General features: G+C 67.4%; 19 protein-coding genes. 7 read left to right on the forward strand and 12 right to left on the reverse strand.

What is annotated here, in order from left to right:
* Nucleotides 1–53: 53 nt before the first annotated feature.
* The 3 genes from ASF58_RS24960 to ASF58_RS26520 form a co-directional block, all read right to left on the reverse strand.
* Complete coding sequence (locus ASF58_RS24960) at nt 54–3,026, reverse strand: response regulator (RefSeq protein ID WP_082513025.1); 2,973 nt, start codon at nt 3,024–3,026, stop codon at nt 54–56.
* A gap of 171 nt (nt 3,027–3,197) precedes the next feature.
* Nucleotides 3,198–3,638, reverse strand: a complete 441-nt coding sequence (locus ASF58_RS26515; protein ID WP_055952372.1) for a YetF domain-containing protein — start codon at nt 3,636–3,638, stop codon at nt 3,198–3,200.
* Between the two features lie 2 nt (nt 3,639–3,640).
* Nucleotides 3,641–4,135, reverse strand: a complete 495-nt coding sequence (locus tag ASF58_RS26520) for a hypothetical protein (protein ID WP_162242045.1) — start codon at nt 4,133–4,135, stop codon at nt 3,641–3,643.
* Nucleotides 4,136–4,483: 348 nt separating this feature from the next.
* Here ASF58_RS26520 and ASF58_RS12480 point away from each other — a divergent pair, with 348 nt between their 5' ends.
* Nucleotides 4,484–5,758 (forward strand): alpha/beta hydrolase, encoded by a 1,275-nt coding sequence (locus tag ASF58_RS12480; protein ID WP_055953702.1) that lies wholly within the window; start codon nt 4,484–4,486, stop codon nt 5,756–5,758.
* 396 nt (nt 5,759–6,154) lie between these two features.
* Nucleotides 6,155–6,610, forward strand: coding sequence for a CBS domain-containing protein (locus tag ASF58_RS12485; RefSeq protein WP_244477306.1), 456 nt, complete (start codon nt 6,155–6,157; stop codon nt 6,608–6,610).
* Here ASF58_RS12485 and ASF58_RS12490 read toward each other — a convergent pair whose 3' ends face one another.
* Nucleotides 6,611–7,165, reverse strand: coding sequence for a hypothetical protein (locus tag ASF58_RS12490; RefSeq protein ID WP_156375652.1), 555 nt, complete (start codon nt 7,163–7,165; stop codon nt 6,611–6,613). It lies immediately after the preceding gene.
* 128 nt (nt 7,166–7,293) lie between these two features.
* Here ASF58_RS12490 and ASF58_RS12495 point away from each other — a divergent pair, with 128 nt between their 5' ends.
* Both ASF58_RS12495 and ASF58_RS12500 read left to right on the forward strand, forming a co-directional pair.
* Entirely contained in the window at nt 7,294–9,057 is a 1,764-nt protein-coding gene (locus ASF58_RS12495; protein ID WP_055952381.1) for an SLC13 family permease, read from the forward strand.
* Between the two features lie 477 nt (nt 9,058–9,534).
* The gene (locus ASF58_RS12500) at nt 9,535–11,487 is read left to right on the forward strand and encodes a response regulator (protein ID WP_210166877.1); all 1,953 of its coding nucleotides are present in this window, start codon (nt 9,535–9,537) and stop codon (nt 11,485–11,487) included.
* A gap of 255 nt (nt 11,488–11,742) precedes the next feature.
* Here ASF58_RS12500 and ASF58_RS12505 read toward each other — a convergent pair whose 3' ends face one another.
* Nucleotides 11,743–15,489: a vitamin B12-dependent ribonucleotide reductase gene (locus tag ASF58_RS12505; protein ID WP_055952389.1), complete on the reverse strand. Its 3,747-nt coding sequence runs from the start codon at nt 15,487–15,489 to the stop codon at nt 11,743–11,745.
* 496 nt (nt 15,490–15,985) lie between these two features.
* On the opposite strand from ASF58_RS12505, the gene ASF58_RS12510 reads away from it, so the two are divergent.
* Nucleotides 15,986–16,402 (forward strand): NADH:ubiquinone oxidoreductase subunit NDUFA12, encoded by a 417-nt coding sequence (locus ASF58_RS12510; protein WP_055952392.1) that lies wholly within the window; start codon nt 15,986–15,988, stop codon nt 16,400–16,402.
* A 141-nt stretch (nt 16,403–16,543) separates the two neighbouring features.
* Nucleotides 16,544–17,185, forward strand: coding sequence for a DUF2155 domain-containing protein (locus tag ASF58_RS12515; protein WP_244477307.1), 642 nt, complete (start codon nt 16,544–16,546; stop codon nt 17,183–17,185).
* Nucleotides 17,186–17,202: 17 nt separating this feature from the next.
* Here ASF58_RS12515 and aat read toward each other — a convergent pair whose 3' ends face one another.
* The 6 genes from aat to ASF58_RS12545 all read right to left on the reverse strand — a co-directional run bounded on the left by aat (nt 17,203) and on the right by ASF58_RS12545 (nt 21,965).
* Entirely contained in the window at nt 17,203–17,871 is a 669-nt protein-coding gene (gene aat / locus ASF58_RS12520; RefSeq protein ID WP_055952397.1) for a leucyl/phenylalanyl-tRNA--protein transferase, read from the reverse strand.
* Between the two features lie 123 nt (nt 17,872–17,994).
* Nucleotides 17,995–18,327, reverse strand: a complete 333-nt coding sequence (locus ASF58_RS12525; RefSeq protein ID WP_156375653.1) for a hypothetical protein — start codon at nt 18,325–18,327, stop codon at nt 17,995–17,997.
* Nucleotides 18,328–18,761: 434 nt separating this feature from the next.
* Nucleotides 18,762–19,070, reverse strand: a complete 309-nt coding sequence (locus ASF58_RS12530; protein WP_055952403.1) for a hypothetical protein — start codon at nt 19,068–19,070, stop codon at nt 18,762–18,764.
* A gap of 100 nt (nt 19,071–19,170) precedes the next feature.
* Nucleotides 19,171–20,535 carry an acetyl-CoA carboxylase biotin carboxylase subunit gene (accC, locus tag ASF58_RS12535; protein ID WP_055952406.1) on the reverse strand — a complete coding sequence of 455 codons (1,365 nt, stop codon included), beginning with the start codon at nt 20,533–20,535 and terminating at the stop codon, nt 19,171–19,173.
* A gap of 14 nt (nt 20,536–20,549) precedes the next feature.
* A complete protein-coding gene (gene accB / locus ASF58_RS12540) occupies nt 20,550–21,035 on the reverse strand; it encodes an acetyl-CoA carboxylase biotin carboxyl carrier protein (RefSeq protein WP_055953708.1) in 486 nt (161 codons plus the stop codon).
* A 126-nt stretch (nt 21,036–21,161) separates the two neighbouring features.
* Nucleotides 21,162–21,965, reverse strand: a complete 804-nt coding sequence (locus ASF58_RS12545; RefSeq protein WP_055952409.1) for a DsbA family protein — start codon at nt 21,963–21,965, stop codon at nt 21,162–21,164.
* 164 nt (nt 21,966–22,129) lie between these two features.
* Between ASF58_RS12545 and ASF58_RS12550 the strand changes: the two genes are divergently transcribed.
* Nucleotides 22,130–23,308: an aminotransferase class I/II-fold pyridoxal phosphate-dependent enzyme gene (locus ASF58_RS12550; RefSeq protein WP_055952411.1), complete on the forward strand. Its 1,179-nt coding sequence runs from the start codon at nt 22,130–22,132 to the stop codon at nt 23,306–23,308.
* A 58-nt stretch (nt 23,309–23,366) separates the two neighbouring features.
* Here ASF58_RS12550 and ASF58_RS12555 read toward each other — a convergent pair whose 3' ends face one another.
* Entirely contained in the window at nt 23,367–26,474 is a 3,108-nt protein-coding gene (locus ASF58_RS12555) for a ribonuclease E/G (protein ID WP_055952414.1), read from the reverse strand.
* Nucleotides 26,475–26,798 lie beyond the last annotated feature (324 nt).

Here is a 26,798-nt window from a genome sequence, read left to right on the forward strand (position 1 = left end):
TAGGACGCCCAGGGCTAGCGGCTTCACAGGACACGTGCCTCGGGATCGGCAGCTTACCGATTCGGCGAGACGAACGGGCGCAGCAAGTCGGGTAGGTCGTCGATGCCGACTTGGCCCTTTCGAAGGAGGCAGTCGGCTCGTCCCGCGAGCCGTCGTCGGTCCTCGCCGTCGACGTCTTTCGCCGTCAACACGACGACGGGGATCGAACCCCATTCTGGCTTGGCACGGAGCGTCCTGAGGAACGCGAACCCGTCCATCTCCGGCATCATCACGTCCAGCAAGATCAAACCGGGGCGCTCGGCCGCCACCGCCGCGAGCCCGGCCTTGCCGTTCTCGGCTGTCGCGACCCGCCAACCTTCCCGGGTGAGCCGCGCGGACATCCGCACACGCGTGTCGGCATCGTCGTCAATCACGAGCAACGGTCCCTCGTTTTCCCGGGGGCGGAAGCGCTCCATCACTGCGTGAAGCTCGTCCCAGTCGATGGGCTTCTGCAGATAGTCGGTGGCACCCAGGGAAAAGGCCAAGTTCTGCTCGTCCAGCACGGTGACCATGATCACGGGGGTGTCGCCGAGATCCGGGTCACCCCTGAGGGCACGCAGAACCGACCAGCCGTCCATCTGGGGCATCGTGACATCGAGAAGCATCACGCGGGGGCGGATCGCCCGCGCCATGTCGAGGCCCTCGCGCCCGTCAAGGGCGGCCACGACCTCGAACCCGTCGCGCTCCAGGAAGCGGGTGAGGAGTTCGCGCGTCGCCGGATCGTCGTCCACGACAAGGACGACGCCTTGCCGAGACGCCTCATCCGAAGTCGCAAAGCCCGCGCTCCCGTTCGGCTTCGCTTCGTCGTTGGTCCCGGCGATGCACGCTGGGACCGACATGGTGAAGGTGGTGCCGCGGCCCTCCTCGCTCGCCACCGCGATATCGCCGCCGAGCATGGCAGCGAACGCCTTGGTAATGGACAGGCCGAGCCCCGTGCCGCCGAACTTCCGGGTCGTCGAGGCATCGGCCTGGGTGAAGCGCTCGAACAGCCGCGCCTGCTGCTCCGAGTTCATGCCGATGCCGGTGTCGCTCACCTGGAAGGTCAGGCAGTCGACGCCGTCACGGGCGCCCCGTTCGGCCTCGAGGGTGATCCGCCCGCCTTCCGTGAACTTGGCAGCGTTGCTGAGCAGATTGATGAGACACTGGCGCAGCTTGGTCACGTCTGTGCGCGCCTCGCCGAGGTCCGGGCCGAGATTCAGGGCCAGGACATTGTCCTTGGCGGCGACGAGGGATTCAACCGTCGAGGCTACGTCGCGGACGACGGCATCGACGGTGAACGCCTCGACGTAGGTTTCCATCCGCTCGGCCTCGATCTTCGAGAGGTCCAGGACGTCGTTGATCAGTCCGAGCAGGTGGCGCGCGTTCGCCTCGATCTTCCTCACGTCGGGCAGGAGGTCGGCTTGGCCGACATCCTCCATGTCTTCCTGCAGCATCTCGGAATAGCCGATGACCGCCGAGAGCGGGGTGCGGAGTTCGTGGCTCATGTTCGCGAGGAACTCGCTCTTGGCCCGATTGGCTTCCTCCGCTGCATCCTTGGCAGCGGCCAACTGGAGCTCCCCCCGCTTGCGCCCGTCGATGTCCGTGACAACGATTACGGCTCCGATCCGTCGATCGTCGACGTCGAGCAACGGGGCGGCCAGGAACTCGACCCAGGCGCGCGTGCCGTCACCCCGTTGGTATTCGACCTCCAACGCGTCCTGCTGCCCGCCGTCGCGCGCGACCTTGGGGACGGGCCATTCGTCCGCCTTGACCGGGTGTCCGTCCGCGTGGAAGCCGACCCAGCGCTCGGGGTCGCCTTGGACCGCGTCGGGCATCACCTCATGGCCCAGGATGGCCGTGGTCCGGACGTTATGGCCGACAATGCGACCGGACGGTGCCTCGGCGATGATGACGCCGACGGGCAGCGTCTCCATGACGGTCCGGAGCGTTGCCTCGCCAAGGCGCATGCCGCGCCGTGCTTCTGCCTCGCCGGCCTCGGCGAGCCCGGCCGGGATGATCCCGGCGAACAGCGTCGCGTTGCGCAGGTCCCGACCCGAGAACGCGTCTGGTTGGCTCGACTGCAGCTTGAGCACGCCGATGTGCGCGCTGCCCCTGGCGATCGGCACGTAGATGGCCGATCGCATCCCCAGGGCGGCAATGGCGTCCCGGTCGACCCGCGGGTCGGTGAGTACGTCCGGGCAGAGTACCGGCTTGCCGGTGGTCAGGCAGTGGCCGGAGAGGCTGCCGTCGAGGGGTAAGCGGCGACCGACATGGGCGGCGAGCGCCCCGCGGCCCGAGCGATAGACCAGTTCGTCCCCCTCGCGCAGTTCGATGACGCCGCCCTCCGCCTGGGGGACGGTTTCCATGACTCCCGCGACGAGGGCGTCGAGGATGGCGTCCCTGTCACCGGCCGCGCGCGTCACTGCGGCCTGGGCGGCGATCAACGCGTCCTGCTGCGCGATCAGCGCAGCCTGGCCCACGAGGATGCGTTCGCGCTCGAACCCCGAGCGACGGAGCTCTAACTGAGACATAACCTGCCCGGCGAGCGCACGCAGCGCCTCCGCCTGCCGGTCGTCGAGCCCCATCGGTCGGGGGACGAGGTCGATCACGCACAAGCTACCGAGGTGTTCGCCACCTGTCGCCGCGAGCGGAGCCCCCGCGTAGAAACGCAGGTATGGCTCGCCGGTGACGAGGGGGTTGCTGCTGGTACGGGGATCCTGCGTTAGGTCCGGGATCACCAGCAGGTCCGGGGCGCCCAGGACGTGCGCGCAGATGGACTTGTCCAGCGTCGTCTCGCAGGGGGCGAAACCGGAGCGTGCCTTGAACCATTGCCGGTCTCCGGCAACGAGACTGACTAGGGCGACCGGGGCGTCACAGGTCATCCGGGCCAGCGTGACGATGTCGTCAAAGCCCTTCTCGGGTGGCGTGTCGAGGATGTCGTGGTCCAGGAGTGCGTCGAGGCGGCGTCTATCGTGGACCTTAAGCGGAAACGTCGTCGGATCAGTCATCTTCGGCTCGCGGTCGGGTGCGGATGCGCTCGCCGACGCAAGGCCACGGGGTGACGCGCTGCGGACTGCTGGGTGCCGTCGACAACACGGCCCACGCCAAGTGGTTGCCGCCCCCCTAGGGCGCAGGGACGTGCCTCGCGAATCGGTGAACCGGGACCGATTCCACCGGGGTCACGCCTTTTCAATCAGCGAGACTTTGCCGTCGCGCTCAACGATGGCGACGGCGACCTTGTCCATGTCGTCGAGGCCCTGCTGGCGCGCGGCGGTGCGCACGTCGGCCTGCTGCATGCGCAAGCGCCGCATGTGGATCTCGTCCCAGTCGCCGTCGCGGTAGACGACGATGGGTGTGCCGTCGCAGATGCGCTCGAACCAGACGTAGCGCAGCTTCAGCCACGACACGGCGACGTGCATCAGTCCGACGGTGAACAGGGCGCTCATCGCACCTGTAAAGGAGTGGTCGTCGCCCAGGATGGCGCTCACGCTCATGCCGCCGAAGAGAAACAGCACCACCATGTCGATGGGGGCTTGCTGGCTGGCGGTGCGCCGCCCAATCAGCCGGATCACGAACAGAACGATGACGTAGGCTGCCGCAGCCTTGAGGACGGTGTTCATGGCTAAGGCACCGCGTACTGTGACCAAGACAAGGTTTCGCCCGCATCGAGGCGGGCGGTGAGATCGACGCTGCCGCGGAAGGCCGGCGAACCCGTGAAGCGGATCAGGGCGTGGCTCTCTCCCGCCTGCACCGGGAACACGAGGCGGATGCCGCCGCCGACGACTTCCCAAGTCGCGGGCCTGGGCGTGATGCTCTCGAGGCCGAACTGGTCGACCAGATCCTTGGCAATGTTCACTGCCACCTTGTCCCCGCCCGGGGGCACGCGGGTGTCGAAGCGAACGATGGTGGGGGCGCCGAAGCGCACCACCGGCTCGTATCGGATGCTGATCGATCCATCGGCGTTGGTGATGCTTCGCTCGCTGAACGGCCCGTGCCCAAGCAGGCCGAAGGCGCAGACCAGCACGAAGGCGAGCATGGCCAGGCGCCCCGCGACCTCGGCCTTGCGCCACCCGTCCTCGAACGCCGGGTAGAACCCGCGGGCGATTTCCTGCGGCATGGGCGGGTCGTCGTGGATGACTTCCAATGCGGTCTCGCTCCCATACCTCGGTCAGTCGTCGGAGCCGACCGGGCTCGGCATCGCAGATTGAAGGCCGGTCGTCCTGTCTTGTTCCGTCCGCGGTTGTCTCCGCTATCAAAAGCGTCGCCGACCGAGGACGTCCGCGCGTCTCTCGCATCCCCCACGGCGAGGTAACGGGTATTGTTAGCTCTCGCCGGGTGCTCGCATGAGCCTGCCGCGCGCCGCAATCGCCTCGTAGTCCGTCTCAGCCTTGACGGTTCGTAAACCGTTGCCCGTCACGGCCATTACGGGGATATCGGACGATTGGTGCGGGTGTCGGTGCAGAAGATGCGAAGCTCTCGCGGCATGCTGGCCGCCTTGCTGATCCTGGCGCTTCCCGCCTGTTCGGGGCGCCCGAGCGGGGTGCTGTTGCCCATCGCCCAGATCGAGCAGATTCCGGGTACGTCCCGGGTGGACATGCTCGTCGCCACGACCCGCAAGTCGGCGACCGACCGAGGCGTCCTGTTCTCGGGCGAGCGCGGCGACGCCGTGACCTACACCGACCTCGCCATCTCGATACCCCCGGACGCTACCCGCCAGCCGGGTTCGGTGCAGTGGCCCAAATCCCTGCCGGGTAACCCGGCCACGGATTTCGTCGCGCTTCGGGCCGAGCCCGTCGACCGTTCGAAGGTCGCCGCCTGGACGGGCCGCGCCGTCCGACGCGGGGCCAAACGCCATGTCCTCGTGTTCGTGCACGGGTTCAACAACAAGTTCGAGGACGCCGTCTTCCGCTTCGCGCAAATCGTGCACGATTCCGGCGCCGAGGTCGCCCCGGTGCTGTTCACGTGGCCGTCCCGCGGCTCTGTACTCGCCTACGGCTACGACCGGGAGAGCACCAACTTCTCGCGCAATGGCCTGGAAACACTGCTGCGGGACCTCGCTCAGGATCCGAACGTCGGCGAGGTCACCGTCCTGGCACACTCGATGGGCAACTGGCTCACGCTGGAGAGCCTGCGCCAGATGGCCATCCGCGACCGGCGCGTCGCCCCGAAGATCCGCAACGTCATCCTGGCCGCGCCCGACGTCGACATGGATCTCGCCCGGGCGGCCTTCCACGACATGGGCAAGGACCGTCCGCGGCTGACCCTGATGGTCTCGAACGACGACCAAGCACTGGCCGTCTCCCGTCTCGTCTGGGGCGACAGCGTGCGGCTGGGGGCCATCGACCCGAACGTCGAGCCCTACCGCTCAGAGTTGGAGCGGGAGAATATTGGCGTCCTGAACCTGACCACCGTGAAGTCCGTGGACGCCCTGAACCACGGCAAGTTTGCCAGCGGTGACGTGGTCGCCCTTCTCGGCAAGCGCCTCGCCGACGGCCAGCCGATCTCCGACGGACAAGTGGGCATCGGCGACCATCTCGTGCGCACCGCTGCTGGCGCGGCCTCGACGGTGGCGACGGGAGCAGCTTTGGCCGTGGCCGCACCGGTGGCGCTCATCGACCCGCAGACGCGCGAGACTTACGGTGAGCACCTGTCGAACGTCGGTTCGGGTTTGCGTGACACCGCCGGCTCCGGCGCCGATCTCGCTAGCGCGCCGATGCGCGCCATCACCGGTGGGCGCTGACATCGACGCGACCGACACCAGGCCAGCCTGCAAGACGAGGTAGGGGCTCGCGAAGCTGTTGGTCGCAAACGGTGTCGCCTACCGCGGAGAGGAGCGGTCGGTTTCGATCCGGTATGGCTCGGATCTGGAGGTCGCTGAGAAGATCTCGCTGGTGGCGGCGGTGAGGCATACGGATCGCGACGAAGACGGACGAGATCAATGGCAGCTTGGTCATCCGCATGGACGGCCAGGACGGGCACTCGTATGGACATCGTACGCCGATGCCCCCGGCCGACTGACGACAGGTCGGTCCCCTCGAGATGGCCTTGGGGGCATCGCGGACGTGCCCCAGCTGGCGGGGCACGGCGTTTGGTCCCACGAGGCCGCCCCGTCTTCCCGTGTACGATCCGAGGTCCGATGACGAAGCTGTCCGCCGAACACCTGCGCGTCGTCGACGTGATGTCACGGGACGTGGAGTTCATCGAAGCGCATGCAAGCGCGCAGGACGCGGCCATTCTGATGGGTGAGATCGAGGTGGGGGCCCTGCCGGTGGGCACCGCCGAGCGGCTCGATGGCATCGTGACCGACCGCGACCTGCTCTACCGCGTGGTGGCACGGGGCCGGGACCCGTCGACGGTTTCCGTGAAGGAGGTTGCGTCTCGGCCCGTCCTGACCTGCGGCCCCGAAGACACGCTTCGCGTGGCCATGGATCTGATGATCGCCAACTACGTCCGGCGCCTTCCGGTCGTGGACGGCGCGGGCGCGGTGGTCGGATGGCTGACGCTGGCCGACATCTCCCGCCACCTCCTCGTGGAGGACGCCGCGCTTCAATCGGTGCTTCAGGCGCTGACCGAGGGGTCCGAGGGACCCTGATCAGGAACGGTGGCGGCGCAAGGCTGCGCGCACGGTCGCCGTCGGGATGGACCGGTGTGCTGCAACGTAATCGGCGAAGGCCCGCGCCGCTGGACCGGCGTCACGAGCGGCGACCAGCGCCAGCACGAAGGCGACGAGCGCGAGGTCCGCATTCGCGATAGCGGCCAGTGCCTTGTCCAGGGCGGGCGGTGATTGCAGCGCCGCGTCGTAGGTGGCGAGCAGGTCGGGTGCGGTCCCGGCCCCGGCAAGCCAGGACCTGACCACGCCGTGCGCCGATGCCTCGCCGCCGGCGAGGGCAGCAACGGCGGCGAAGCGGACGATGGCCTCCGCCTCCGATTGCTGAAGGCGGCCCACGTTGATGTTCAGGGGAATGGCGGTCTGGTGCCGGTTCTGAAGCCAGCCGTGCAGCACCTTCTGACCGATCACCTCGGCGATCTGCCGTTGCGCCGGCGCGACCTCGCGCTGGCGGCGGTCCACGCCCCTGTCAGGCGACTGGGGCTCGAGTTCCTCCTGTGCATCGGGAGAAGCGTGAGGCGTGTTGAAGCGAGGGTTCATCGCGGATGCCTCGCCGAGTGAACGCCCGAGCCTCCGGCGGGTTGGGGGCCGTACCACCCATCGGATCGCCGCATGCCCGTCTCCATTCCACGCCTCCCGCCACTGCGGTCTTCCCAGGTGCTCACGCGATGACCCTCGATCAAGTGCTCGCCTTCGGCCTGATCGGCATCACCGTGGCCGCCTTCATCTGGGACCGATTGCCCTACGATCTCATTGCGCTCACTGCCCTGGCCGCTGGGATCGCGCTCGGCCTGGTGCCGGCCGAGAAGGCGTTCTCGGGCTTCTCCGACGACATCGTCATCATCGTCGGGGGCGCGCTCGTCCTGTCGACGGCGATTGCGCGCTCCGGTGCGGTCGAGACGTTGATGCGTCCCATCCTGCCGCATCTGACGAGCGCACAACGGCAGGTCACCGCCCTCGCGGGCGGGGTCCTGCTCCTCTCCATGGTCACGAAGAACGTCGGCGCACTGGCGATCTTCATGCCCATCGCCCTGCAACTCGCCCGCCGCACCGGCACATCGCCTTCCACCCTCCTGATGCCGATGGCATTCGCGTCCCTGATCGGCGGCATCGTCACCCTGGTGGGAACATCGCCCAACGTCATCGTCTCCAAGGTCCGGGCCGATCTGACCGGGCAGCCTTTCGGCATGTTCGACTACGCGCCGGTCGGGCTGTGCGTGGCGGGTGTCGGCTTCCTCTTCCTGTGCCTGGGTTGGCGGCTGCTGCCACGCCGCGACAGCGGGGCACGCGCCATGGACGCGGCGTTCAACCTCGAACGCTACACCACCGAGGCAAGCCTGCCGGCCGGTCATCCGGGGATAGGCGGCACCCTAGGGCAGCTCGAGGCCCTGGCCGATGGCGATGTCCGGATCGCGACCGTCCTGCGCGAGCGCTTCCGTCGGTATCCCGCCAGCCCGGACTTCCGGCTTCAAGCCGATGACGTGCTGCTCCTGAGCGGAGAGCCGGACGCCCTTGAGCGCTTCGTGGCGCGCGCGGACCTTGTGCTGGCCGGGGCGCTGCCGGAGGCCGAGGCCGTAGTCATGGAGGGGGTGGTTACAGCCGAGTCCGGGCTCGTCGGGCACACCGCAGCTCAGCTCGATCTGGAGCAACGCCAGGGCGTCCTCATCCTCGCCGTCAGTCGACGTGGTCGCCGCATCGAACAACGCCTCTCGGCCGTGCGGTTCCGCGCAGGGGATGTCGTAGTGATGCGCGGGCGCACGGCTGCTCTCGGTCCAAGTCTGGGCGCGCTCGGCGTTCTCCCCCTTGCCGCCCGTGAGATCGCGCTCGGCCGGAACGACCGGAGCTGGATCCCGGCCGCGATCCTGGCCGTTGCCATGGGCCTGGTGGCCCTGCACGTGGTGCCCGTGGCTGTGGCCTTCTTCGGGGCCGTCGTCGCTGTGCTTCTCCTTCGCAGCATGACACCGCACGAGGCCTACCAAGCCGTCGAGTGGCCCGTGCTCGTGCTGCTCGGTGCCCTCATCCCCATCTCGGAGACCGTAACCAGCACAGGTGGCGCGGACCTTATTGCGGCGCATCTGACGACGTTGGTGCAGGACCTGCCGCCCATCGCGGCGATGGGCACCATCCTCGTGCTGGCCATGGCTGTGACGCCGTTCCTCAACAACGCTGCGACGGTGCTGGTCATGGGTCCCATCGCCGCCAAGCTCGCGACGAAGCTCGGCTTGGCGCCGGACCCGTTCCTTATGGCCGTGGCACTGGGGGCCGCATGCGACTTCCTCACGCCCATCGGCCACCAGTGCAACACCTTGGTCATGGGTCCGGGAGGGTATCGCTTCGGCGATTATGCCCGGCTTGGACTGCCGCTTTCGCTCATTGTCGTGGCGGTCGGGATCCCTATGATTGCGCTGGTCTGGCCGTTGCGCCCGGCCTGAGCGCAACCGGTGCCGGTGCCTTCACGCGGAATTCGGCATCGACCAGTTCCTCAACCGGACCTCGGCGCGTGAAAGCCGTCTCCCTTGCATGCCTTGCCGAGTAATTTGGTGGAGCCGGGCTCGGCAATTGCAGAGCATGGCCCGTAACTGCGGTGACCGTTGGACCCTTCCCAGTTCTGGTCTGATCTGATCGACAGGAGACCTTTGGGAAATCGAACCTGAAGGTTCGTTGAAGGCGAGAGGCGGCCGAGCGCCGCTTGTGCAGCGAATACCACGACTTCGAGTCTTGAACTCAAAACCGTACTGGCAGAAATCCGCCTTGTCGGGCCTTGGCTTCTGCAGTCACGAGCGTCAGGGAAACAATCGAACACCAGACACAACTACCGAAAAGATCAATGTCGTATTTTAACCGGGCAGTGGGGTAACCCTTCGCTTCCCAAAGCATCTCGGTCGTGACACTCACATCCTATGAGTAGATTGCACAAACTGATCGGGACGGTCGCCCTCCGACGTCCTTCGCCCGTCATCGACTACGGCGTCACGCTGCTGCTGATCGGCATCATGACGTTCGTTCGGTTCCTAGCTCCGGCCTATGTCGCACCGTTCCTCTTGTACATCCCAGTCCTGCTCGTTGTAAGCCTAGCCTTTGGCTCGGGTGCAGGAACGCTGGCACTGTCGTTGTCCACCCTGATTGCCGCGTGGTTCTACACGCGGGACGGGTCCCTCGATGGCGTCGATGCTGCCCTGCTGTGTCAGTACGTTCTGGTCGGCGCGACCATGGTGTGGATCTGCCACGCCTTACGTCGATCCGTGGCGCAGAACGAAGCCACGCTGGAACGGCTTAACGCCGCGAACCACATCCTCGTCGACAGAGAGACGGCGTTGACCAGCGCGAACGCCGTCGCGGAGGCCGCCAAGGAAGCGGCGGAGCTAGCCAACGCGGCGAAGAGCGATTTCCTGGCCAACATGAGCCATGAACTCCGCACGCCGCTCTCCGCCATCATTGGCTATAGCGAGATGATGGGGGAGGAGATTTCGGACGGTTGTGCGGCGTCGGACTTGGTCGCCGACATCGGCAAGGTCGAGCGCAATGCCCGTCACCTGCTCGGGCTCATCAACGACGTGCTGGACCTTTCCAAGGTCGAGAGCGGCAAGATGGAGGTCTACGTCGAGGACTTCGCAGTGGAGGACATGCTGCGCGATGTCGCGAGTTCGGTTGCGACCCTGGTCGGCAAGAAGGGCAATACCCTGGAAATGCGGCTCCCACCTGAGCTGGGCCGGATGCATTCCGACCTCACCAAGACGCGGCAAGTGCTCTTCAACTTCCTGAGCAACGCAGCGAAGTTCACCGAAACTGGGGTGATCACGCTTTCCGCTTCGCGCATCACGGACGGCTCGGGTACCGATCGGCTTTCGTTCGCCGTCTCCGACACGGGCATAGGCATGACGGCCGAGCAGGTGTCGCGCCTGTTCCGGCGTTTCGAGCAGGCCGATGCCTCCACGACCCGTAACTTCGGGGGCACCGGGCTTGGCCTCTCGCTCACGCGTGCCTTTGCCGACATGCTCGCGGGGACCATTACGGTGTCCAGCATTCCTGGCCAGGGCAGCACCTTTACGTTCACCGTCCCGGCAACCTTCCTTCCTCCGAGCAACGAGCAAGTCTCTCCTGATCCGGATGTGATCGCCGACGATGCGGTGGGAGGCGACGTCATCCTCGTGATCGACGACGATACGGACCAACTTGCGCTCACCACGAGGTTTCTTCATCGTGAGGGCTTCCGAGTCCAGACCGCCACGAACGGCAGGAGCGGGCTCGATCTCGCCCGGAAGCTGCGGCCACGGGCCATTCTGTTGGACGTGATGATGCCGGGCGTGGACGGCTGGTCGGTGCTGAGCCAGATCAAGGCGGATGAGCTGTTGGCGCCCATCCCGGTCGTGATGGTGACCTCCATCGATCAGCGAAACCTCGCGGCCTCGCTTGGTGCTTCGGATTACATGCTGAAGCCCGTCGACTGGACTCGGTTCGGCAAGATCGTGAACCAGTTCAGGCTGGCGGAGCCGGACCGGCGCGGCACCGTGCTTCTGGTCGAGGACGAGGCCGTTACCCGCATGGCAATGCGTTCTACCCTGGAGGAGGACGGCTGGACGGTCGTGGAAGCCATGAACGGCAGGGAAGGCCTGCGGCAGGCAAGCGAGACCAAGCCGGATGTCGTGATCGTGGATCTGAACATGCCGATCATGGATGGCTTCGGCTTCTTGGAGGGCGTTCGGGCCGTGCCCGGCTGCTCGGACATCCCGGTGATTGTCCTGACGGGCCGAGAATTCTCGGCAGAGGATCGGAGCAAGCTTCGCGGCGCGAGCCAGATCCTCAATCGCGGCGACTTCGCATCGGCGAGTTTGGCCGAAAGACTGATAGGTCTCAGGACATGAATGGGCAGGGCCAACTCGATCCCATCGCCTCTTGGGGCGTGTTACGTCTGAATTTGCTGATCGCCGTGAAGTCCGCAAGGGTTACGGAGCCGTCCCCGACGGGATGAAAAACCCGTGCCTGTTTTGTTCCCTTGGTGATTTGGGCAGCCGGTACACGGCTGCCCAAATTTCCTAGTCACGCTAGGTTGGTTCGATGCCAAACTTTGGCGTCTGAAGGCGAAACTTTGGATCTCGGCCTAACGCACTACCGAATAACTATGAGCACCCCGTTGTGCTTCCGCAGGTGTCGCACTTCAGGCAGGTGCCATTGCGGACCAGCGTAAAGTTCGCGCATTCCGGACAGGCCTCACCGACGTAGCCCTTCATCTTCGCTTCGGCGCGGCGATCGGAGACCGTACGCTCCGGCTTGATCGGATCGGGCTTGGCGAAGGGGAGGGCATCGACCAGGGCTTCGGCTTGGCCGGCCTGGACCGGCTCGGCCTTCAGCGCCGTGGCACCGCGCAGGGTATGGACCACGCCGCCTGCCGGGGCGGTCTGGCCGGAGCTGGCCGCGCCGACTCCGACGGTACCACCGGCCGGTCCGCCCTGGATCAGGGTGAGGCGGTCGGCCGAGCCGCGCAGGAGGCCGCGGGAGACGACACTGGCCGCCGTGGTCTCGGTCTTTCCGGGCTCGCGGGTGGTCTCCGTCTCACCGCCGCCGATCACCGTGCCGCCGATCTCGGACGGGCTGACATGGGCGAGGTCGGCGCGGCCGAGATAGGACACGGCCAGCTCGCGGAACACGTAGTCGAGGAGCGAGGTCGCGTTCTTGATCGCGTCGTTGCCCTGCACGAAGCCGGCGGGTTCGAAGCGGGTGAAGGTGAAGGCCTCGACGTACTCTTCCAGCGGCACGCCATACTGGAGCCCGAGCGAGATCGCGATGGCGAAGTTGTTCATCAGGCTGCGGAAGGTGGCCCCCTCCTTGTGCATGTCGATGAAGATCTCGCCGAGGCGACCGTCGTCGTACTCACCAGTCCGCAGATAGACCTTGTGCCCGCCGACGACCGCCTTCTGGGTGTAGCCCTTGCGGCGGTGGGGCATCTTCTCGCGGGAGCGGATGCGCTCGACGCGCTCGATCACGCGCTCGACGATCTTCTCCGCGACCTGCGCGGCCTTGGCGGCGGCCGGAGCCGCGATCAGCGCCTCGACCAGATCCTCGGCATCGTCGTCCTCGTCGGCGATCAGGGCCGAGTTCAGGGGCTGCGAGAGCTTCGAGCCATCGCGGTAGAGCGCATTGGCCTTGAGGGCCAGGGTCCAGGACAGCTTGTAGGCCTTCTTGCAGTCCTCGACCGTCGCGTCGTTGGGCATGTTGATCGTCTTGGAGATGGCGCCCGAGATGAAGGGCTGCGCCGCCGCCATCATCCGGATGTGGCTCTCCACCGAGAGGTAGCGCTTGCCGATGCGTCCGCACGGGTTGGCGCAGTCGAACACCGCGTAGTGCTCCGGCTTGAGGAAGGGAGCTCCCTCAAGGGTCATCGCACCGCAGATGTGGGTGTTGGCCGCCTCGATGTCCTTCTTCGAGTAACCGAGGAAGGGCAGGATCTCGAAGGTCGGATCCGCGAGCTTGTCGGCCGGGACCTTGAGCACATCCTCCAGGAAGTCGTCGCCCAGGGTCCAGCGGTTGAAGACGAACTTGATGTCGAAGGCCGATTTCAGGCCCGCCTCGACGGCTGCGAGCTTGTCGTCGGTGAAGCCCTTGGCGCGGAGCGACCCGGGATTGATCGCCGGAGCCTGTCCCATCGAGCCATGGCCGACCGCATAGGCCTCGATCTCGGCGATCTCGGATTCGCGGTAGCCGAGGGTGCGCAGGGCGTCCGGCACCGCGCGGTTGATGATCTTGAAGTAGCCGCCGCCGGCGAGCTTCTTGAACTTCACCAGGGCGAAGTCGGGCTCGATGCCGGTGGTGTCGCAATCCATCACCAGGCCGATCGTGCCGGTGGGCGCGATGACGGTGGCCTGGGCGTTGCGGTAGCCGTGCTCCTCACCCAGCGCCAGGGCGCGATCCCAGGCATGCTTCGCCCGCTCGACGATGTCGGCCTGGGGCACGTTGGCGAGGTCGAGGGGCACTGGGGCGATCGAGAGGAACTCGTAGCCCTCCGCCTCGCCGTAGGCGGCCCGGCGGTGGTTCCGGATCACCTTGAGCATGGCATCCGCGTTCTCCTCGTAGGCCGGGAAGGCCCCGAGTTCACCGGCCATCTCGGCGGAGGTGGCGTAGGCCACGCCGGTCATGATCGCCGTCAGGGCGCCGGCCAGCGCACGACCCTTCTCGGAGTCGTAGGGCAGGCCCATGCTCATCAGGAGGCCGCCGATATTGGCATAGCCGAGGCCGAGGGTGCGGTAGCGGTAGGAGAGCTCGGCGATTTCCTTCGAGGGGAACTGCGCCATCATCACCGAGATCTCGAGCACCACCGTCCAGAGGCGGTTCAGGTGCTCGAAGGCGGCGACATCGAAGTGGTTCGTGGCGCGGTCATACATCGTCAGCAGGTTGGCCGAGGCCAGGTTGCAGGCGGTATCGTCGAGGAACATGTACTCGGAACACGGGTTCGACGCCCGGATCCGGCCACCGGCCGGGCAGGTGTGCCAGTCGTTCATCGTCGTGTTGAAGTGCAGGCCCGGATCGGCCGAGGCCCAGGCGGCCTCACCGATCTTTTCCCACAGGTCGCGCGCCTTCAGCGTCTTCGTGGTCTTGCCGGTGGTGCGGGCCGTCAGGTTCCAGTCGGCATCCGACTCGACCGCGCGCAGGAAGTCGTCGGTCAGGGAGACCGAGTTGTTGGAGTTCTGGCCGGCGACGGTGAGGTAGGCCTCGGAATCCCAGTCGGTGTCGTAGACGGGGAAGTCGATCTTGGTGAAGCCCTGGCGGGCGAACTGGATCACCCGCTTGGTGTAGGAATCCGGCACCGCATCCTTGCGCGCCGCCTTCACGGCCTTCTTGAGGACGGGATTGCGCTCGGGGTCGAAGCAGGCATCGCCCTCGGCCTCGCACTGGGTGCAGGCCTTCATCACGGCGGTGAGGTGCTTGGAGACGATCTTAGAACCGGTGACGAGGGCGGCGACCTTCTGCTCCTCCTTCACCTTCCAATCGATGTATTGCTCGATATCCGGATGGTCGATGTCGACGATGACCATCTTGGCCGCGCGCCGGGTGGTGCCGCCCGACTTGATCGCGCCGGCGGCCCGGTCTCCGATCTTGAGGAAGGACATCAGGCCGGAGGATTTGCCGCCGCCACCGAGCTTCTCGTTCTCGCCGCGCAGCATGGAGAAGTTCGAGCCGGTGCCCGAGCCGTACTTGAACAGGCGCGCCTCGCGGACCCAGAGGTCCATGATGCCGCCCTCGTTGACGAGGTCGTCCTGCACGCCCTGGATGAAGCAGGCATGCGGCTGGGGGTGCTCGTAGGACGAGGCGGACTTCGTCAGCTCACCGGTGCGATAATCCACGTAGTAGTGGCCCTGCGCCGGGCCATCGATGCCGTAGGCCCAGTGCAGGCCGGTGTTGAACCATTGCGGCGAGTTCGGCGCCACCATCTGGCGCGCAAGCATGAAGCGCAGCTCGTCGAGGAACGCCGAAGCATCCTCCTCGGAGGTGAAGTAGCCGCCCTTCCAGCCCCAGTAGGTCCAGCAGCCTGCGAGACGGTCGAAGACCTGCGTCGAGGAGATCTCCGAGACGTAGCGCTCCGCTTCCGGCAGCTCGGCCAGGGTCGCGAGATCCGCCTCGGAGCGCCACAGGAACGACGGCACGTCGTTCTCCTCGACCTTCTTCAGGGCCGCCGGCACCCCGGCCTTGCGGAAGTACTTCTGTGCGAGGACGTCGCTGGCCACCTGGGACCAGCTTTCCGGCACCTCGATCCCATCGAGGCGGAAGACCGTCGAGCCATCCGGGTTGCGGATCTCGCTCAGGGTCTTGCGAAAGGGGATCGTCGCGTAGGGGGATTGTCCGGCCGTGGTATGGCGCCGCTCGAACCGCATGGAACCTGTCTCCCGAGCCGCCTGAAGAAGTGCGGCGCCGTGTCGAAGAATGATGAAGGCGAGCGACCGCGGACGCCGCGGAGCGCTAGAATCGATATCGAAAATTCGGTGATCCGCCGGTGACGCGACAGCCTCGGCGATGATCCGAAGGTATGCCGGCCGGGGGCCTCACGTCAATAACTAGTGTGCCGGCTGCCTGTTCCTGGCTAGATGTAGTGGGTCGCGTCTTAAACCTGTGGATATCCCGAGCGGATCCGTAAGTGCCCTTTCGGCTTGGCGGATTCAGCCGCGAAAAATTTTCCGCCCACAGGCGGTTCCGTGCTCGGATGGGGTGCCCGGATGGTTAACGGCGCCGGGTGTGGGATTTGCGCCGCATGGGACACCGACCCCGCGCGTCGCAGGTGCCGCCTCGCGACTGGACTTCGCGCATGCGCCTCACCATAGTCCGCGCCGGAACACGATGGCGGGGCACGGGCGCCCCATTCAGGCGAACGCGATGGCTCTCAAGGACACGCTCCTGCGGATCTTCACCTGGTGGAACGGGCAGACGATGTCGCTCGCGCTCTACACGGCGCGCAAGGGGCAACGCGTCGGCACCGACGATCTCGGCAACGTCTACTACCGGGCGCAGGGCGCGCTGATCGACCGTTCCGTCGGCACGGAGCGGCGCTGGGTGGTCTACAACGGGTATGCCGACGCCTCGAAGGTGCCCCCGGGCTGGCGTGCCTGGCTCTGCCACAACGGCGACGTGCCCCCGAGCGAACAGGACTACACGCCGCGCGCCTGGCAGAAGCCCTATGTGGAGAACCTAACCGGCACCAGCGGCGCCTACCGCCCGCGCGGCTCGCAGCTGAATGTCGGCCAGCGCCCCGCCGCCACCGGCGACTACGTGCCCTGGAGCCCGGGCAGTTGAGGGCAGGGCGCCCGATCGGGCGCCGGCCCTTTTTCCACCAATCTTCGCGCGCTTAAGAGGACCTCGCGTCGTCGCGCCCGCCCGGGGCGCCTGCGAGGAGGGTCGCCCGTGAGCCGCAGCACAGCAGGATCGTCTCGCTCCGTGGTCAAGCGTCTCCTCCTCGCGTCGGTCGCGATCGGCCTCTGCAGCCTTCCGGCCGCCGCCGACAAGATCAAGAACCCCACCGCGGTGTTCTCGGGCCTCGACAAGATCACCGGGCGCATCGTCTCCTTCGAGGTGGCGGTTGACGAGACGGTTCAGTTCGGCGCCCTGCAGCTGACACCGCGGGTCTGCTACAGCCGGCCGCCGACCGAGAGCCCGAAGACCACGGGCTTCCTCGAGGTCGACGAGGTCACGCTCGACAACAAGTACCGCCGCATCTTCACCGGCTGGATGTTCGCATCGAGCCCCGGCCTGCACGCCATCGAGCATCCGATCTACGATGTCTGGCTCGTGGATTGTAAGGGCGGCGCGGACGTGATCGCCGAGGCGCGCGAGCAGGAGGACGTTCCTGCCATGGCGTCGAAGCCGGAAAAGACCCGGCGTCCGAAGAGTGGCCAGGACGCCACCCGGACCGCCCAGCAGGTGAATCCGAACGGGCAGGTGGATGTGGAAGCGCCGCGCGGGGTGCCGGTCCAGCCCAGGCAGAAACCGTCGCGTAAGTTCTTCCCGTCGAACGAGGGGCCTGCCCCGGCGCCGCCGCAGCAGCAGCCCCAAACGCTCTTCGACGCCCTCTTCCGGTAGGATGCGGTTGACGCGTTTCAGCCCCGGGCCAAGGCGTCCAGGATCTGGTGCCCGCGTACCGAACCGTCCCCGGGCCAGACGGTCCAGTCTGCCGGACAGTTGATCGCCTCGGCCAAGCGTCGCTTGTAGATGTGGCGCGGAAGTTCCTCGGCGCCGAACTGCGTGAGGTGGTCGGTCACGAATTGCGTGTCGGCCAGGCGGTAGCCGCCCGCGCGCAGACGGGCCACCAGATGCACCAGGGCGACCTTCGAGGCGTCGCGGACGGTGTGGAACATGCTCTCGCCGAAGAACGCCGCTCCGAGGGAAACCCCATAGAGACCGCCGACCCGCTGACCGTCGAGGAAGACCTCAACGGTGTGAGCGTGCCCGGCGTCGAACAGGGCGCCGTAGAGCTCGCGAATCCGGCCATTGATCCAGGTCCGCTCCGCGTCACCCCGCGGCGCGGCACAGCCGGCGATGACCGCCCCAAAATCCTGATCGGTTCGAACCTCGAAGACGTCCGAGCGCACGGTGCGAGCGAGGCGCTTGGCGACGTGGAAGGCATCGAGGGGCAGGACGCCGCGAGCCCGGGGCTCGACCCAGTAGATGGCCGGATCGTCGGCATCTTCCGCCATGGGGAAGATGCCCGCCGCATACGCCTTCAGCAGGATCTCGGGCGTGATCTCGACGCGGTCGCCATCGTACATGGGATGATTTTGAAGCGGTGCCGCACGGAAGGCCAGAGGAAGGCTCGCCGCACGGGGGCTCGAACCCATGAAAAAGGGCGGAACCTCTCGGTTCCACCCTCTTATGCCGGACGGCGCTGCTGCTTAGAAGTTCGGGCCACCCGAGGTGGTGCCAAGATTCGGAACGGTGCGGTTCGGCTGCTCGGCGTTACCACCCTTCGCGGAATCCTCGAAGATCGCCTCGCGGTTGGTGGTGTAGGGCGCCTCGACGACCGAACCGGTGACGTCCATGTCGGTGCGGCCGTCGGCATTCCGGTAGGCGCCGTAGGCCGACGGATTGTCGATCGGGCCGCGGGTGGTGCTGCCGGCCTGCGGGACCGCCCGCTCGGGCTGGCCGACATTGCCGGACGGCGACTGGGCCAGGGCGGCAGAGGCGATCAGGGAGGCGGCGACGAAGGTAAGGCTGAAGGTGCGCATGGCGGTCTTTCGAACGGTCGGTCGATAGGAAATTGGTCTCCAGCAGGGCAGATGGCTTCGGGGCGCGAAAGGCCCGCTCCGTCTCCGTCCGGCTGGTGTGGGGGAAGAAGTCGTGACGGATCAAAGCGTTCCGGCCATTCCTTTGCTGGCAATCTGTCGCAGCCGGCGGCTCTGGAAGGGAACGCGTTCATTCCCATGGATCAGCAAAAGGGGTTTGAACGGCTCAGTTCAGGACAGTCCGTACAGCCAGCGCCGGCCGAAAGAGATGATCCAGCTCACGCCAGAGGTCACTAGCGCGCAATTCGATTGTGCGTGAACGCACATGTGGAGACGATGATCTGATGAGGCTTGCAGAGGCATGAAAAAGCCGGCCCGTTTCGGGGCCGGCTCGAGGTCGAACGGTCCGGGGAAACCCGGCGTCGAGGGTTGCGCAATCAGCGGGCAGGGCCGCCCGAAGTGCTTCCGGTGTTCGGGACGCCGCGGTTGGTGTCGTTCGCATTGCCGCCCTTGGCCGAATCGATCGCGCCGGCGCCGGGGCTCATGCCGCGCTCACCGACCGGAGCGGTCGTTGCGCCCGGGACCGGCGCCATGTCGCGGGTCGAGGGGTTGTCGATGGGCCCGCGGGTGGTTCCGCCTGCCTGCGGGACGGCTCGCTCGGGCTGTCCGACGTTGCCCGAAGGCGATTGGGCGAGGGCAGGACCGGCGAGGAGAAGGCCGGCGAGAAGCGGGATGGTCAGGCGCACGGGAGGGGTATTCCTTGCAGAGCGGCTCGACGACAACACCTGCCGCCAAGCCTGGGCAGACGCTGAAGAACGAGTCTGCGCCGTCCCTGTTCCCCCGGGCCTACGGCGTCGACGGTTCGTCGAGGCCGCCATCGGCCAGGAACTTCTCGAGCCAGTGGATGTCGTACTCGCCGTTCTGAACATCCGGATTGCGCACCAGGGTCCGGAAGAGCGGCAGCGTGGTGTCGACACCGTCGACCACGAACTCGTCGAGGGCGCGACGCAGGCGCATGAGGCATTCGTTGCGCGTGCGTCCGTGCACGATCAGCTTGCCGATCAGAGAGTCGTAGTTCGGCGGAATGCGATAGCCCTGGAACACGGCCGAATCCACGCGCACGCCGAGGCCGCCGGGCGGATGGAAGTAGGTGATGAGACCCGGCGAGGGACGGAAGGTCGCCGGATGCTCGGCATTGATGCGGCACTCGATGGCGTGCCCCTCCACCTTGATCTCGTCCTGCGTCATCGACAAGGGCAGACCGGCGGCGACGCGGATCTGCTCGTTCACGAGGTCGATGCCGGTGATCATCTCAGTGACGGGATGCTCGACCTGGATGCGCGTGTTCATCTCGATGAAGTAGAACTTCCCGTCCTCGTAGAGGAACTCCACGGTTCCGGCGCCGAGGTATTGCAGTTCCTGCATCGCGCGGGCGCAGATGCCGCCGATCTCGGCCCGCATGTCGGCGTTGAGGGCCGGCGAGCCGCCTTCCTCCCAGACCTTCTGGTGCCGACGCTGCAGCGAGCAGTCGCGCTCGGCGAGGTGGACAGCCTTGCCGCGCCCGTCTCCGAGCACCTGAACCTCGATGTGGCGCGGCTTCTCCAAATACTTTTCCAGGTAGACCGCGTCGTCGCCGAAGGCCGCCTTGGCCTCGGTGCGAGCCATGCCGAGTGCCTGCTCCAGGTCGGCCTCGGACCGGGCGACCTTCATGCCGCGGCCGCCTCCGCCGGAGGCCGCCTTGACCAGGACCGGGTAGCCAATCTCGGCGGCGATCCGCTTGGCCTCTTCCGGATCCTCGACACCGCCCTCGGACCCGGGCACGCAGGGAATTCCCAGCCGCTTGGCGGTCCGCTTGGCCTCGATCTTGTCGCCCATGATGCGAATGTGCTCCGCCTTGGGGCCGATGAAACCGATATTGTGGTGAGCCAGCACCTCGGCGAAGCGCGCATTCTCGGAGAGGAAGCCGTAGCCCGGATGGACGGCGTCGGCCCCGGTGATCTCGCAGGCGGCGATGATCGACGGAATGTTCAGGTAGCTGTCGCGCGCCGCCGGCGGGCCGATGCAGACGCTCTCGTCGGCGAGGCGCACGTGCATGGCATCGGCATCGGCGGTGGAGTGGACCGCCACGGTGGCGATCCCGAGCTCCTTGGCCGCACGCAGGATGCGCAGGGCGATTTCGCCCCGGTTGGCAATCAGGATCTTGTCGAACATGGGTGCGGCGCTGCTCACTCGATGACGAGGAGGGGTTCGCCGAACTCGACCGGCTGGCCGTCCTCGACGAAGACGGCGGTGACGGTACCGGCGCGGGGCGCGACGATCTCGTTGAACGTCTTCATCGCCTCGATGAGCAGGAGCTTGTCACCCGCCTCGACCTTCGAGCCGATATCGACGAACAGCTTCGCCTCGGGCGAGGGCCGGCGATACGCGGTGCCCACCATGGGGGAGGGGACCGATCCGGGATGGCCCGCTCCGGCCTTGCGGTCGAGGCCGCCCCCGGGACCCGCCAGCGGCATCGGAGCGGCGACGGCAGCCATCGCGGGCGCCGGAGCCAGCGCGGGAGCCGCGACCTGCACCTGAACCGCCTCGATGCGGCGGGCGACGCGGATGCGCAGATCCCCCTTCTCGACCTCGATCTCGCTGAGATCGGTCTCGTTGATGAGCTTGGCGAGCTCGCGGACGAGCTCCGGATCGAAGGGGTCGTTCTTGGACATCGGCTCCTTGGGCATCGGCTCGGTCGTCTTCAGGTCAGGCGGTGAGTGCGGTTCGGGTCGCTGGCGGATGCCAAGGCCGGGCGAAGCGCGCCCGGCATCGACGACTCGGTTCGGGACGTCGACGGCTCAGCAGCTGGCGTGGCCGCACTGGCGCACGTCGCTGATGGTCTTGCGGATCGGCTCGAGGCCGACCGCGCCGGGAATGATCTCGTCGCCGATGATGAAGGCGGGCGTGCCCGACAGGCCGAGCTTGTCGCCGAGGCCGACATTCTCCGACAGGGCGGCCTTCACCTCGGGGCCCTGCGCGTCCTTCATCAGCCGGGTGACGTCGAGGCCCATCTCCTTCGCCACGGCCACGGCGCGTTCGCCGTTCACCCGGCCTTTGGATTCCAAGAGCTTGGTGTGGAATTCGAAGATCTTGTCGCTCTTGAGCTGCTGCTTGGCCGCGAGCGCGATCTTGCTGGCCTCCAGGGACTCGGCGCCCAGCACGGGGAAGTCCTTGAGGACGACCCGCAGCTTCGGATCTCCCTTGATCAGGGCCTGGATGTCGGAGAGCGCCTTGCGGCAATACCCGCAATTGTAGTCGAAGAACTCGACCAGGGTGACGTCGCCCGTGGGATTGCCCGCGACGACGCCGTGGGGCGAGTTGACCAGAGCCTCGCGGGATTCCTTCAGGGCCGCCGACTGGGCCAGCTTCTGCGTCTCCTGCTGGCGGCGCTCGCCCTCGGCGATCGCCTCCTGCAGAACCTCGGGGTTCTTCACGAGGTAGTCCTTGATGATCCCCTCGATCGCCTGACGCTGCGCATCGGTGAAGGCGGCGGCCGGGACGGGCTGGCTCGGGGTGGTCTGCGCCACCGCCGCGCCGGGGGTACCGGCCAGGATCGAGCCGGCCAAGATCGTGGCGGAGAGCAGGGAACGGAAGGGGGGCATACGTCCTCGCGGGGCGGGACCGGTCAGACGTAGGCCGGCCATCGGGGGTCATGTCGTCGATGCGACATGCGGTTAGCGGTCGGGTTAGGCGTTTTCGCGGCGGGCGGTCAATCACCGAATGGCAGGTTTGGTCCTGGCGGGGCGCAGCCGCTATGACGAGGTCGATGAGCCAGCCCCTGATCCTCTCCCCGAACCAGCCCTCCGAACGCGCCGCGCGCGTCGCCCCGTTCCTCGCCATGGACGTGATGTCGGCCGCCGCCGCCCGCGAGGCGCGCGGGGAGGGCGTCGTACACATGGAGGTCGGCCAGCCCTCGGCGCCGGCCCCGCGCGCGGTGATCGCGGCCGCGCAGGCCGCCCTGGCGACCGGCGCGTTGCCCTACACCCAGGCGCTCGGACTGCCGGCCCTGCGCGAGCGCATCGCGCGCCACTATGCCGAGACCTACGGGGTCACGGTCTCGCCGAGCCGGATACTCGTGACGACCGGCTCTTCGGCCGGTTTCGTGCTCGCCTTCCTCGGCCTGTTCGATGCCGGCGCCCGCGTCGCGGTTCCGCAACCGGGCTACCCGGCCTATCGCAGCCTGCTCAACGCCCTCGACCTCGTCCCGGCGCCCCTGGTGCTGCAGGACGCGGACCGCTTCGCCCCCACCAGCGCCGCCCTGCGGGCGCTGCACAAGCGGGAGGGCTTATCCGGCATCCTGGTGATGAGCCCGGCCAACCCTTCCGGCACCGTGATCGAGCCGGCGCGCCTCGCCGACCTCTGTGCCGCGGCCCGCGAGCTCAACCTGCGCTTCATCTCCGACGAGATCTATCACGGGCTCGCCTACGGCGTGCCGACCGAGACGGCCCTGCGCTACGACGACGAGGCGATCGTCATCAACTCGTTCTCGAAGACCTGGTGCATGACCGGCTGGCGCATCGGCTGGATGGTGGTGCCGGACTGGCTCGCGCGACCCGTCGAGCGACTGGCACAGAACCTCTACATCTCGGCGCCCTATCTCTCGCAAGTCGCAGCACTGGCGGCCTTCGACGCCGTGGAGGAGGTCGAGGCGGTGCGCGCGGGCTACGCCGCCAACCGAGCGCTGCTCCTCGACGCCTTCCCGGGGCTAGGCCTCGGCCGGACGCATCCGGCCGACGGGGCCTTCTATCTCTACGCCGACGTTGCGAACCTCACCCATGACTCGGTCGCATTCTGCCGCCGCATGCTCGACGAGGCGGGGGTCGCCGCGACGCCGGGTCTGGATTTCGACGGGCAGGACGGCGGCCACCACGTCCGCTTCTCGTTCGCCGGCTCGAACGCCGATTGCGTCGATGCGGTGCGGCGCCTCAAGGCTTGGCTGCGCTGAAACGCGAAACGGGGTGGGCTCGACACCCACCCCGCTCGCATTCATCCGTTGCGGACGATCACTCGCCCGTCAGGGCCGCCTTGGTCCGGGACCACCAGCCGGCCCGCTTGGGACGATCCGGATCGGACGGGGGCGTGAGCACCACCGCCACCGGCTCGGGCACCGGCTTCGGCGCAGGCGCCGGCTCCATCGTCCGAGGGGCTTCGGCCTGCGGCTCCATCGCCACCGGCGCTTCCAGGGCGACCGGCGCCGCAGTCTCGGTTGCCGCGGGCGACACCGCTTCGGACACAGCCGCGGCACTCACCGGCTCCTCGCCGCCGAGGAACGCGGATGGGGCGTCGGCGGCCCCTTCGTCGCGCTCGACCGAAGCGACCGGCCGATCGTCCATGGACGGCTCATCACCGCTCTGGTGGGCAGGGTCCTGATGCTCCGACCCATGGCCGCCGGCCTCCTGGCCAGCCCCCTCGCCGTCGCGTCCACGACCGTCGCGGTCACGACCCCGGCCGCCGCGGCGACCCCGACGGCGGCGGCGGCCGCTGCCATCCTCGTCGCCGGACGCGGGGTTCTCAGCGGATGCCACCGTCTCGTCGCCCTCGGCCTGCACGGCGATGTCCTCCGACTCCTCGCCGTCGCCCTCGCCGTCCTCGTCGCCCTCCGAGGCCGACTCGCCCCCGGTCTGCTCGCCTGCGTCCTGGCGACCACCCCGACGACGGCGACGACGGCGACGTCCACCGCGGCCCTCGCCGCCATCGGCGGCCTTCTCACGCGTCTCCTCGGCAGAAGCTCCGGCCTCGGACTCCTCGGTCTCGGCCTCAGCCTCGACGGTCTCCTCCTCGATCTCAGGATCGAAATCCTCCTCGGGCTCCAGGGCCGAGTTGATCGCCACGGCGCGCACGCCCGTCACCGGCCCCTCGGCACGGACCGCGGGCTCGCCGCGGTCCAGCTGGAAGGCGGAGGTGGCGGCGAGGCGCTCGTCGGCGGCGATGGTCAGGGAGACGCCGAAGCGGACTTCGAGCTCGCGCAGGTGCGCCCGCTTCTGGTTCAGAATGTAGAGCGCCACCTCCGTGCGGGTGCGCAGGATGAGGTTGTGGGTCGTGCTCTTGAGAAGCGACTCCTCGATCGCCCGCAGAATCTGCAGCGCCACCGAAGAGGTCGCGCGCACGTAGCCCGAGCCGCCGCAATGGGTGCAGGGCAGGGACGAGCTCTCCAGCATGCCGGTGCGGATGCGCTGGCGGCTCATCTCCAGGAGGCCGAAGGGCGAGATCCGGCCGACCTGGATGCGGGCGCGGTCGTTCTTCAGGCACTCGTTGAGCTTCTTCTCGACGGCGCGATTGTTGCGCTTCTCCTCCATGTCGATGAAGTCGATCACGACGAGGCCGGCAAGATCGCGCAGGCGCAGCTGGCGGGCGACCTCCTCGGCCGCCTCCAGGTTGGTGCGCAGGGCGGTGTCCTCGATGTCATGCTCGCGGGTGGAGCGCCCCGAGTTGACGTCGATGGAGACGAGGGCTTCCGTCGGGTTGATGACGAGGTAGCCGCCCGATTTCAGGGTGACGTGGGTGGAGAACATCGCGTCGAGTTGCTGCTCGACCCCGTAGCGCGCGAAGATCGGCGTCGAGTCCCGATAGGGCTGCACCACCTTCGACTGGCCCGGCATCAGCATGCGCATGAAGTCGCGGGCCTCGCGATAGGCCTCGTCGCCCGCCACCAGAATGTCGTCGATGTCCTTGTTGTAGAGGTCGCGGATGGCGCGCTTGATGAGCGAGCCTTCCTCGTAGACCAGGGCCGGCGCGGAGGAAGACAGCGTCAGCTCGCGCACGCTCTCCCACAGGCGCATCAGGTACTCGAAGTCGCGCTTGATCTCGGGCTTGGTGCGCGAGGCACCGGCCGTGCGCAGGATGACGCCCATGCCTTCCGGCACCTCCAGGTCCTGGGCGACTTCCTTCAGGCGCTTGCGGTCGGCAGCCGAGGTGATCTTGCGGGAGATGCCGCCGCCACGGCCGGTGTTCGGCATCAGCACCGAGTAGCGGCCCGCCAGGGACAGGTAGGTGGTCAGCGCCGCGCCCTTGGTGCCGCGCTCTTCCTTGACGACCTGCACCAGGATGATCTGGCGGCGCTTGATGACTTCCTGGATCTTGTAATGGCGACGATAGGTGCGCGGGCGCTCCGGGATCTCGGCCAGGGCATCGCCGCCGACCTGAGCGATCTTCTGCGGCCGTTCGCCGTCCTCGCCCTCGCTCTCCTCGTCGTCTTCCTCGTCATCCTCGTCGGAATCGTCGTCGTCCTCCTCGGACTCGTCGTCCGAATCGTCGTCCTCCGAATCCTCGTCGCTCTCGTCCGCATCGTCCTCCTCGGACTCGTCCTCGGACGTGGTCTCGGTGACGGGTGCGTCATCCTCGGAAGCGACAGCTTCGCCCATGGGCGCGGCTTCCAGCGCCAGCTCGGCAGCCGGCTCGACCGGTGCCTCGGCGGTCGCGCCGACAGGACCCGCCTCGTCGCGGGACTGGCCTTCCGGCGCGGACGGCTCGGCGCCCTCGGAGGTCTCGCCGCTCGCCAGGGCGGCCTGCGGCAGATCGGCGGATTCGTCGCTGCCGGGCAGGATCGCCGGCGACGCGTTTCCGAGGCCACCCTCGAGCAGCGCGTCGGAGATGCCGATCGCCGGATCGTTGGACGGGGTGGCGTCGAACGAGGTCGCGTCGAAGGAGGTCTCACCGGTGGAGAACGCGGCGTCGTGCGCCTCGCCGGGCGTCGGTGCGCCGACGTCCTCGGACGTCACGGTCTCGGACGTCCGGGCCTTCTTGGCGGAGGTCCCATCGCGACGGCCACGCGAGCGGCGGCGGGGCTTGCGCTCCTCGCGCTCCCGGTGCTCCTCGGCCTCGCGGGCCTCGTCCTCGAGCAGGGCCTGACGGTCCGCGAGGGGGATCTGGTAGTAGTCCGGGTGGATCTCGCTGAAGGCGAGGAAGCCGTGGCGGTTGCCGCCGTACTCGATGAAGGCGGCCTGGAGCGAGGGCTCCACGCGGGTCACCTTGGCGAGATAGATATTGCCGCGAAGCTGGCGCCTGTTGGCGGCCTCGAAGTCGAATTCCTCGACTCTAGACCCGTGAACCGTGACGACCCGGGTCTCCTCCGGGTGCATCGCGTCGATGAGCATCTTGTTGTTGTTGGCCATGACGAACTTTCGACATGGCGGTCGACGTCGTTCTCCTCGAACCGCGCGGTCCCGATGGGGCACCAACCGGTCCGGGCGCTATGGCCCAGCGGATCGGTGCCCGTGACGACCCGGGGAAGGGGGTCGCGGAAGCTGTGGGGAAGGGATTGCCGCCAACCGCCGTTGGGCGCCGGATCTCGGCGCGCGTGGGGTTGATCCTGGCCAGGGTCGACGAGAAGGCGCCGCCACGCGAAACGCGCAGGCGTTGAACACGAGCAACGGCAACCGATGCTGTGTGTCCGCTCATTCTCTCCCTGACCTCGCGAAGACTGTATGGGCCCATCC

The sequence above is a fragment of the Methylobacterium sp. Leaf125 genome, assembly GCF_001423085.1.
GTDB lineage: Bacteria > Pseudomonadota > Alphaproteobacteria > Rhizobiales > Beijerinckiaceae > Methylobacterium.